Annotated in this window: 7 protein-coding genes; 1 reads left to right on the forward strand and 6 read right to left on the reverse strand. The window is 47.3% G+C overall.

What is annotated here, in order from left to right; all coding sequences use genetic code 11:
• Positions 1–67: 67 nt before the first annotated feature.
• Positions 68–1390 carry a guanine deaminase gene (gene guaD / locus KPL81_RS20070; protein ID WP_219793631.1) on the forward strand — a complete coding sequence of 441 codons (1323 nt, stop codon included), beginning with the start codon at positions 68–70 and terminating at the stop codon, positions 1388–1390.
• Positions 1391–1911: 521 nt separating this feature from the next.
• On the opposite strand, the gene KPL81_RS20075 is transcribed toward guaD, so the two are convergent.
• From KPL81_RS20075 to KPL81_RS20100, 6 genes are all read right to left on the reverse strand, one after another.
• Positions 1912–2148, reverse strand: a complete 237-nt coding sequence (locus KPL81_RS20075) for a helix-hairpin-helix domain-containing protein (RefSeq protein WP_219793632.1) — start codon at positions 2146–2148, stop codon at positions 1912–1914.
• Positions 2149–2276: 128 nt separating this feature from the next.
• The gene (locus KPL81_RS20080) at positions 2277–2579 is read right to left on the reverse strand and encodes a hypothetical protein (RefSeq protein WP_219793633.1); all 303 of its coding nucleotides are present in this window, start codon (positions 2577–2579) and stop codon (positions 2277–2279) included.
• Positions 2580–2624: 45 nt separating this feature from the next.
• Positions 2625–3221 (reverse strand): histidine phosphatase family protein, encoded by a 597-nt coding sequence (locus tag KPL81_RS20895; RefSeq protein WP_422674155.1) that lies wholly within the window; start codon positions 3219–3221, stop codon positions 2625–2627.
• Positions 3222–3303: 82 nt separating this feature from the next.
• On the reverse strand, positions 3304–4398 hold the full coding sequence (locus KPL81_RS20090; RefSeq protein WP_219793635.1) for an RNA-directed DNA polymerase: 1095 nt from the start codon (positions 4396–4398) through the stop codon (positions 3304–3306).
• A 12-nt stretch (positions 4399–4410) separates the two neighbouring features.
• Positions 4411–4953 (reverse strand): P-loop NTPase family protein, encoded by a 543-nt coding sequence (locus tag KPL81_RS20095; RefSeq protein WP_219793636.1) that lies wholly within the window; start codon positions 4951–4953, stop codon positions 4411–4413.
• 120 nt (positions 4954–5073) lie between these two features.
• Complete coding sequence (locus KPL81_RS20100; RefSeq protein ID WP_219793637.1) at positions 5074–7221, reverse strand: nuclease-related domain-containing protein; 2148 nt, start codon at positions 7219–7221, stop codon at positions 5074–5076.
• Between the last annotated feature and the right edge of the window lie 163 nt (positions 7222–7384).

Raw genomic sequence — 7384 nt, forward strand, 5'->3', positions numbered from 1 at the left:
GCGCCGATGGCAGGCTTGCCGCCGGAACAGCTCCGACAACCGCTGACACGAAAGAGCTCCTGACATCATGACGAACAACGAATCGCGCTTGATACGCGCCGAACTGCTTAGCTTCGATGCCGACCCCGGCGAGGGCGACAAACCCGCCGAGGGCAGCGTGCGTCACTATGCCGACGGCGCGCTGTGGCTGGAGAACGGCCGCATCAAGGCCATCGACGACTACGCGGCGTTGGCGCCACGCCTGCCCGAAGGCATCGAGGTGGTCGATCATCGCGGCAAGCTGGTGATGCCCGGCTTCATCGACAGCCACGTGCACTACGTGCAGCTGGAGATCATGGCCTCCTACGGTCGCCAGTTGCTCGACTGGCTGAACGAGTACACCTTCCCCGAGGAGTGCAGCTTCGCCCAGCGCGAGCGTGCCGACATCATCTCGAACGCCTTTCTCGACGAGATCCTACGGGTCGGCACCACCACCGCCCAGGTGTTCTGCTCGAGCCATCCCACCTCGGTAGAGGCTTTCTTCGGCGCCTGCCGCGAGCGCGACCTGCGCATGCTGGCCGGCAAGGTGCTGATGGATCGCAACGCCCCCGAGGCGCTTTGCGACGATACCCACGGCGGCATTCGCGACACCGAACGCCTGATCGGCGATTGGCACGGTACCGCGCGACTCGGCTATAGCCTGACCCCGCGCTTCGCCCCGACCTCCACCCGCGAGCAGCTCGACGCCACCGGCGGCCTGCTGCGCAACGACCCGAGCCTGTGGCTGCAGACCCACCTCTCCGAGAACCCCGGCGAACTCGACTGGGTGGCCGAGCTGTTCCCCGAGAGCCGTGACTATCTCGAGGTCTACGAGCAGTCCGGGCTGGTCGGCCCGCGCAGCACCTTCGCCCACGGCATCCACCTCGACCAGGAGATGCGTTGCAGGCTCGCCGAGCGCGGCGCCAACATCGCCTTCTGCCCCAGCTCCAATATGTTCCTCGGTAGCGGCCTGTTTGACCGCCTGGCGGCTCGCGAAGTCGGCCTCAACATCACCTACGCCAGCGACATCGGCGGCGGCACCGACCTCTCCGGCCTCGCCACGCTCAAAGCTGGCTACCAGGTAGGCCAACTGCGCGGCCAGCCGCTCACCGCCTGGCAGGGCCTCTACGGCCTCACCTTGGGCAACGCCAAGGCGCTCTCGCTGGACGACAAAATCGGCCGCCTCGCGACCGGCATGGAGGCCGACTTCGTCGTCATCGACCCCGACGGCACACCGCTGCTGGCACGTCGCCACGCCCGCTGCAAAACCCTCGGCGAGCGCCTCTTCGCGCTGATGATGCTCGGCGACGACCGCAGCATACTGGAGACCTGGGCCGGCGGACGCTGCCAGCACCAGCGCGACCAAGCCTGAAACAAAAATGGCGAGTGGCTCTCAGAATTCCTGAGAACCACTCGCCATGGGTGAAATACTCATTCTTCTGCGCACCCTTCCAAAACGGCTCCGCTGTCGAATCGAGCGACCAGCGAATCAACAGCAGAAGCGGTTAACGCGTCGGATTAGCCGCGGGGCAAGGCATCACGTTTTCTAGCAGTCCGTTTACGAAAGGGCTTCACCGAGACCAGCTCGAGCCGTCGACTGTTTGGCAGCCCGTTTTCGTACAGGATCGGGACGTGGCTGGCGATCCTGGGATGGACGAGATGCTGATATTCATCAACTAGTTCCAGCCGTTCCAGTTCGGACGCGAGCTTGCTGCTGTCGCGGAGCACGACGGGCCGCTCGCCGTCCGGTTCCAAGCCACAAGCCGCCCAAGTCGCGTGCCACTTACTCTGTGTCGCCTGACGCCAAGTTTTTGAGCGGCTGAAGCGAAGCGTAAGCCGTACCAGAGGCGATAACGGCGACAACAGCGCCTTGTAATATGAACGCGCCACCATCTACAACCCTAGCCTTGCCCTCTCTATTGCGGACTTGACCGCCGATAAAGCCTGAGGGCTATTCTTCCAGCAGGTAGTGCTGAGCATAGACGCCACTCTTTCAGCTATTTCCGTTGGCTCACAGCTTGCCAACGCCTCAAAAGAATCAATACCAATATCCTCAAAGCGTTTAATTACTGTAGACCCAACGCCTTTTACTTCAAGCAAAGCTGCTTTTTCTTGTACGTTAAATACCATATTTACATTCCTTGCACTACATAACGCCGAGATTATGGACAGCCTGCCCTATTCTTTTTTGCACAACAATGGAAATGAAGTGACCGCACATAAAATTGCTTATAGTAGGTTACCACTGCATCGACTGGTCAAACGCCGGACGCCCCTATTGCTGCGACGCCCAAGTATAATCCTAAAAAACCCAAAAGCCTTGCCCACCAAAGCACCAACCTTTTACAGGCCAAGTTTACGAGAAGCAAAAGCGAACTTATCATTCCAACAATTATGAAAATACTCACCCAAAAAGCTAAAAGCTCGCCACCGTAAAACGGCTCCTGATAGCCATCTGAAAAAAAAGACCAGAAATTTATATTGAGAAACTGAACCACAACTCCACCCAACCCTAAAAATAAGCCCGTCACTTCAATTTTTTGCCACATGGTTATTTTCATTTAAAGTTGCCGCCATTAGCGTCAGAAATGAAGTGCCAGCGACGCTTATGGCTTCCGGTGAATATATTGGTTAGAGGACATGGCACGATTAAGAAAGCCTACTGTATTTATTTTCCCTACAGAAACGAGGCTTAGACCACAGTTGTCGTGAGGAAATCGTGTTTTTACTGGCAAAGCCAAAAAAATGTTTAGCAACTCGCGAATCATGTGCCCGTGAGTCACTACGAGAATCTTAGATACAGGTTGAGCGAATATTAACTCTTTCGCTTCCAAGGCACGCCTCAGAAATGCACCGGCCTGTTCATTCTCCTTTGGGTGAAGATGACCGGAACTGTGTGGCATATAAATGGGATCTTCGTAGGAGATTGCGTTGTCAAGAACCAGTTGACCTTCCGCTAGACAGGGATGGGCCACAACGGGGAGCGACGCGGCTTGCGCGAAAGGCTCAACCGTGTCCAAAGCCCTAGCATAGGGAGAGCAAAGAATAGCCTCTATCTCCAATTCCATTAGGCCGTCGACAATCGCTTGGGCTTGCCTATGACCGTACTCTGTCAAAGCATCCTCACTCCCCGAAGCAAGTGAGCCAGCCCGGTTTGATTCTGTTTCAGCATGTCTCAACAGAAATATGTCCATATGTCTCATGCTCTAACGCCGCGCTCTGCGGCAAATTTGGAGCGCAGCAGAAAATTTGTCCGACAGCAGCGCCTTGTTAGCATTTGGCGTATCAGAAATCATCAAAATCATCATCTTCATCTGAAGAGTCGAAGTATTCTTCATCCATATCATCAAAATCGAAATGGTCTTCAATTCTATCATTTCTGTCAAAGAAGGCCTCTAAATCTATTCCTTCTTGCTCCCCTTCTTTGAATTCAAAAATAGGATGACACTTTAATGATTCATCGTAGAAAGACACATTCTCTTTCAGTAACTCACCAAAGAATTCGTCATTCACAATATAGTCATGATTTGCATTTTTTAGCCACCCTCTACGGCCTGCTTCATAGGAGAGCAGCCAGTCCGAACTATACAAGGCATCTTTATTTGAAAATTGCTTTAAATAGTCAACTCTTAAGTTAGTTTTTATGACCCCTGAGTGAAAAAGATCCAAAGATATGAGAGCACAAACTGAGCTGCTCATCCCCTCAATTTCTCTTACCACATCTCTTTTAAGGTTTAGACCAAGCTCTTTGCATATCCAAAGCAGCCAAGAGACCTCACTATGGTGATCTGAGATCGCGTGAACTTTGATTAGGTTGTTACAGAATCTTTCTATTGCCTTTAGATTTAACTTATAGCCGTGGTAGTGGTATGTAGAAAGAATATTTGCGATTACTTGCAGTGTATTGGGAAAGCTATACCCACATTTTAATAGATATGCTTCAAATACATCCCAGTTAGATATTTTTATGATATGGGAAGAGATCTGTTTTAGGCCATACTTTATTAAACTCTCATCTGAAAACCTACTTTCCAAAGAAAATAGAGCTTCGAAATAATTATGGACATCATCTCTTTGGGCTCGCTTTTCTGATGATATTGAAAGTTTTTTTAGGCTGTATTTCCATGACTCTTCAACCAACCCTTTAACTTCCATTATTCTTGTTTTAGAAGGGTTTATCTGAAGCTCAAAATTACTAATTGCCTTCGTTAGCTCTGCCAAGGCGATTTCGGCTTCTTTTCTTGTGTCAAAGAACAGGTAAAAGTCATCCACATACCTGAATCCACTAGGCCAACCGCCAAGAGCCTCCTTAATTTGGAGGTCAATAGCGACACCAATTATTTCTGCAATAATATGAGATGTATCTGGTCCTATTGGCAACCCTACTGTCTGTCAATCCTGTACCCCCATAGATCGACTATCTAGGATATTCCCAAAGTAAGTATCGTTTTTAGCCTTATTTTTCTTTGCTGCCGCTTTAGAATGCAGAGCCCATGGAATTGTATGCGTGTATACGCTTGGGAAAAAACCACTAATATCGGTTATTAGAACGTAGCGATATCCTGTAGATCTTGTAACTTTAGCCTCATAGAGTTCACTAAATTTACTTATTTTAATTGCTCGAATCTCTGGCTCAATTTGTGGGTGACTAAGAGAGATTTTACTCTTTTTATAGTGTTTTTGTATTTGAGGCCAAAATTTGTCAATTTCTTTAGACAACAGAAAGAAGCTTACTGGGTTAACTATACTCGTTACCCTACGATAATATGATGACCTAGCAACAGAGAATTTTTCAGCCCTCGTACTGGGCGCCTTCTTTGACTCCCATGCACCCATATATTTTTTGTATTTGAAGGCATAAGATTTAGAAGTAAACCCAGGAGGAAATTGAACAGGTAAAAACCCCTTCTCCAATAGTTCTTTTAGTTTATCCATATAGTCCTATTTTCTTCTAGGAATGCTAACGCCCGCATTTGCGGCTGGTTTGGTGCGCAGCGGAAAGCCAGTCCGACAACATGCGCTTGTTAGGCGAATATCTACCGTGTACAGGCAACGCTACTTCAGGCAACATTTTTTGTACTTAACCCCGCTTCCACATGGGCACATTTCATTGCGACCTATTTTTCTTCCTTTAACCACAGTACCAATGTTTATCTTTCTCTGTGGCTTAGGGGCATCAGCTAGAATCCTGTCAAGTTCATCCGACTGTTCCCATTCATAGAGTAGCTTCAAGCCAAATTTTAGCTTCTTGGTTTCTGGATCTATGCATATACCAAACCATTCCTTAGCTTTTTGGCTATACTTTCTTCTCTCTGCATGGCGCTCCAATTTAGGCCCAGCAACCTCTAAAGGGTCTGAATTACAGTGGACTGTCAGTCCAGTGGAGCCCGCTCCTATGGCAATCGTCAAATCATGACACTCATGGTCATTCAGCGCTAATTTTGCAATGTGGTCAATGCCCGTATTTAGCTGATTCACCGTATCTTCACTAAGAAGTAACAGCATAAACCCGAGGTCGATAGTTCCTGGATCTTCCTGTTTTTCAATTTGTGTTATTAATCTGCCAACAGTTGTATCTCTAAACTTTGTTAGAATTCCTTCGGGCGTTCTTTCTCCAGTGACTTTACAGCGCCTCACTAACATAGCCAGATCTAGATCGGCACAAATGTCGTCACCTAGGTGCATCATCGTATACTCATCATCAACCCAAAGATTTTGTTTTAGGTGATAAGAGAGTATTGTCAGCTCATGGGTAGATAGAACCTTGTCGTTATATTCGGTTCTTCTATTTACGTAACTCAAGAAATGAAGTGGAGTCTCCAACATTTCCGACGCTACGTCCAAAAAGAACACATCCATTACAAAAGGCGGCTTAATTACTTCCGTTTTACTGAAATTTAGAAACTGCCTCGCTTGAAAGGATAAGGCTGGATAGTGATCTGAAACCACACAAAAAGGGTAAATTTCACAAAGATTTCTTGCGATCTCTAGCTCATTCCCACTATCATCAATCAGCTTATAATTTAAGTCCGTTAGCAAAGTTGCACATGAGTAGGCTTGGTCATAAGCATCTTGAACCGCTTTTTTGAAGTCATCCCTTAAGCTAAGGTCGTTACCTTTCCTAGCGGCAATAGTTAATTTCTTCGATTTCGCCTGTAAGATTATCGCTCGATTCGCATAGACTATTAAAACATCAATTTCACCAGCTATGTTTCTTTTTGAATCGACTATCTCTACATTTAGAAAGACATTCCTATCGCCAAAAACACGTGTTAATCTCTGCGCAGAGAATGACTCAGTGAAATCACCTCTGTTTTTCATTGCAGTGCTTCGGTAAGTTTTATCTTCGTAAAACCAAAAGAACGGTGTTTCGTATAGGGCCTCAACAAGACTGTAATTTTGGAAGAGGAGATATTCAGTATCTGAAGTCTTTATTATAGGATAAGCATTCTTAGGGTTAAAATCATCGAGAGAAGAAAAATCACTCATCCCAATAGGAGAAACAAATGATTCTATAACGTTAGTTACCACACCTAAGTCAATGCCAGACTCTGCTGAAATTTCTTCAGCTGTAAACTTGTACGCGTCCAGCGCAGTCCAGCTGTTTGGATTGTTGATATCTAGACTAGAAATAAACTCATTTATTTTCCTGTTCTGCAATTCTTGTATTGCTGTGATAGCTGATATGGCATCTTCAGATGAAAACCCCTTATTATAAATCAACCAATCACTATCTCCCTTATACTTTAGCGACGATAAATCTCGGTACTGGAAATGATAAGCAGATTCGCCGCCATAAAAAATAGCTTCTCTTAGAAAATCGCCATTTTTAAACGGGTTGAAGTTTGGATTGGATGCCTGTTCAGGATCGAATATTTCCGTCATGTTAGGCATCATTGAATGATGTATTTCTGTTAAAAGTATCTCGGTTTCATCTATATATCTTTGAATGGTTTCCGGTGTTTGCATTTCTGCATTTAAGTCAGCTTTACAAGACAGCCCTATAAGGGTTGAAATTTCCGTTCTGACTAGCCGATCCATTCCGAATTGCTCAAGAACGTCTTCCGGCGTCATCACATCGCCGTAACGTATTGTATTGTCCCTAAAACAAAAATAAGCAATGGCATGTAGATAACCGGGAGAAGCGCATAATTCCGACAAGTCTGCAAAAACTTCTGCTTCTGTTCTTATGCTTTGGTCCATATCTATTGATTCCACTAGCCCCTCAGCTACCTTGCGCGCCTAACTGTTCAGCATTTATTCGCTGTGCGCAGCATGGCGAATAAATGCCTGTTGGACTAAGCCGTCCTTCAGGCTGCGATGCCGCTTCTATAGGGTATTGTATCGGCCGGAGTGCGGCCTGGAG

Source organism: Billgrantia antri, assembly GCF_019430905.1.
Taxonomy (GTDB): domain Bacteria; phylum Pseudomonadota; class Gammaproteobacteria; order Pseudomonadales; family Halomonadaceae; genus Halomonas; species Halomonas antri.

What these genes read in the sequence shown, in the direction of transcription:
- KPL81_RS20895 (WP_422674155.1), bottom strand. Translation starts at nt 3,221, where the DNA reads ATGAGACATATGGACATATTTCTGTTGAGACATGCTGAAACAGAATCA.
- KPL81_RS20100 (WP_219793637.1), bottom strand. Translation starts at nt 7,221, where the DNA reads ATGGACCAAAGCATAAGAACAGAAGCAGAAGTTTTTGCAGACTTGTCG.
- KPL81_RS20075 (WP_219793632.1), bottom strand. Translation starts at nt 2,148, where the DNA reads ATGGTATTTAACGTACAAGAAAAAGCAGCTTTGCTTGAAGTAAAAGGC.
- guaD (WP_219793631.1), top strand. Translation starts at nt 68, where the DNA reads ATGACGAACAACGAATCGCGCTTGATACGCGCCGAACTGCTTAGCTTC.
- KPL81_RS20095 (WP_219793636.1), bottom strand. Translation starts at nt 4,953, where the DNA reads ATGGATAAACTAAAAGAACTATTGGAGAAGGGGTTTTTACCTGTTCAA.
- KPL81_RS20080 (WP_219793633.1), bottom strand. Translation starts at nt 2,579, where the DNA reads ATGAAAATAACCATGTGGCAAAAAATTGAAGTGACGGGCTTATTTTTA.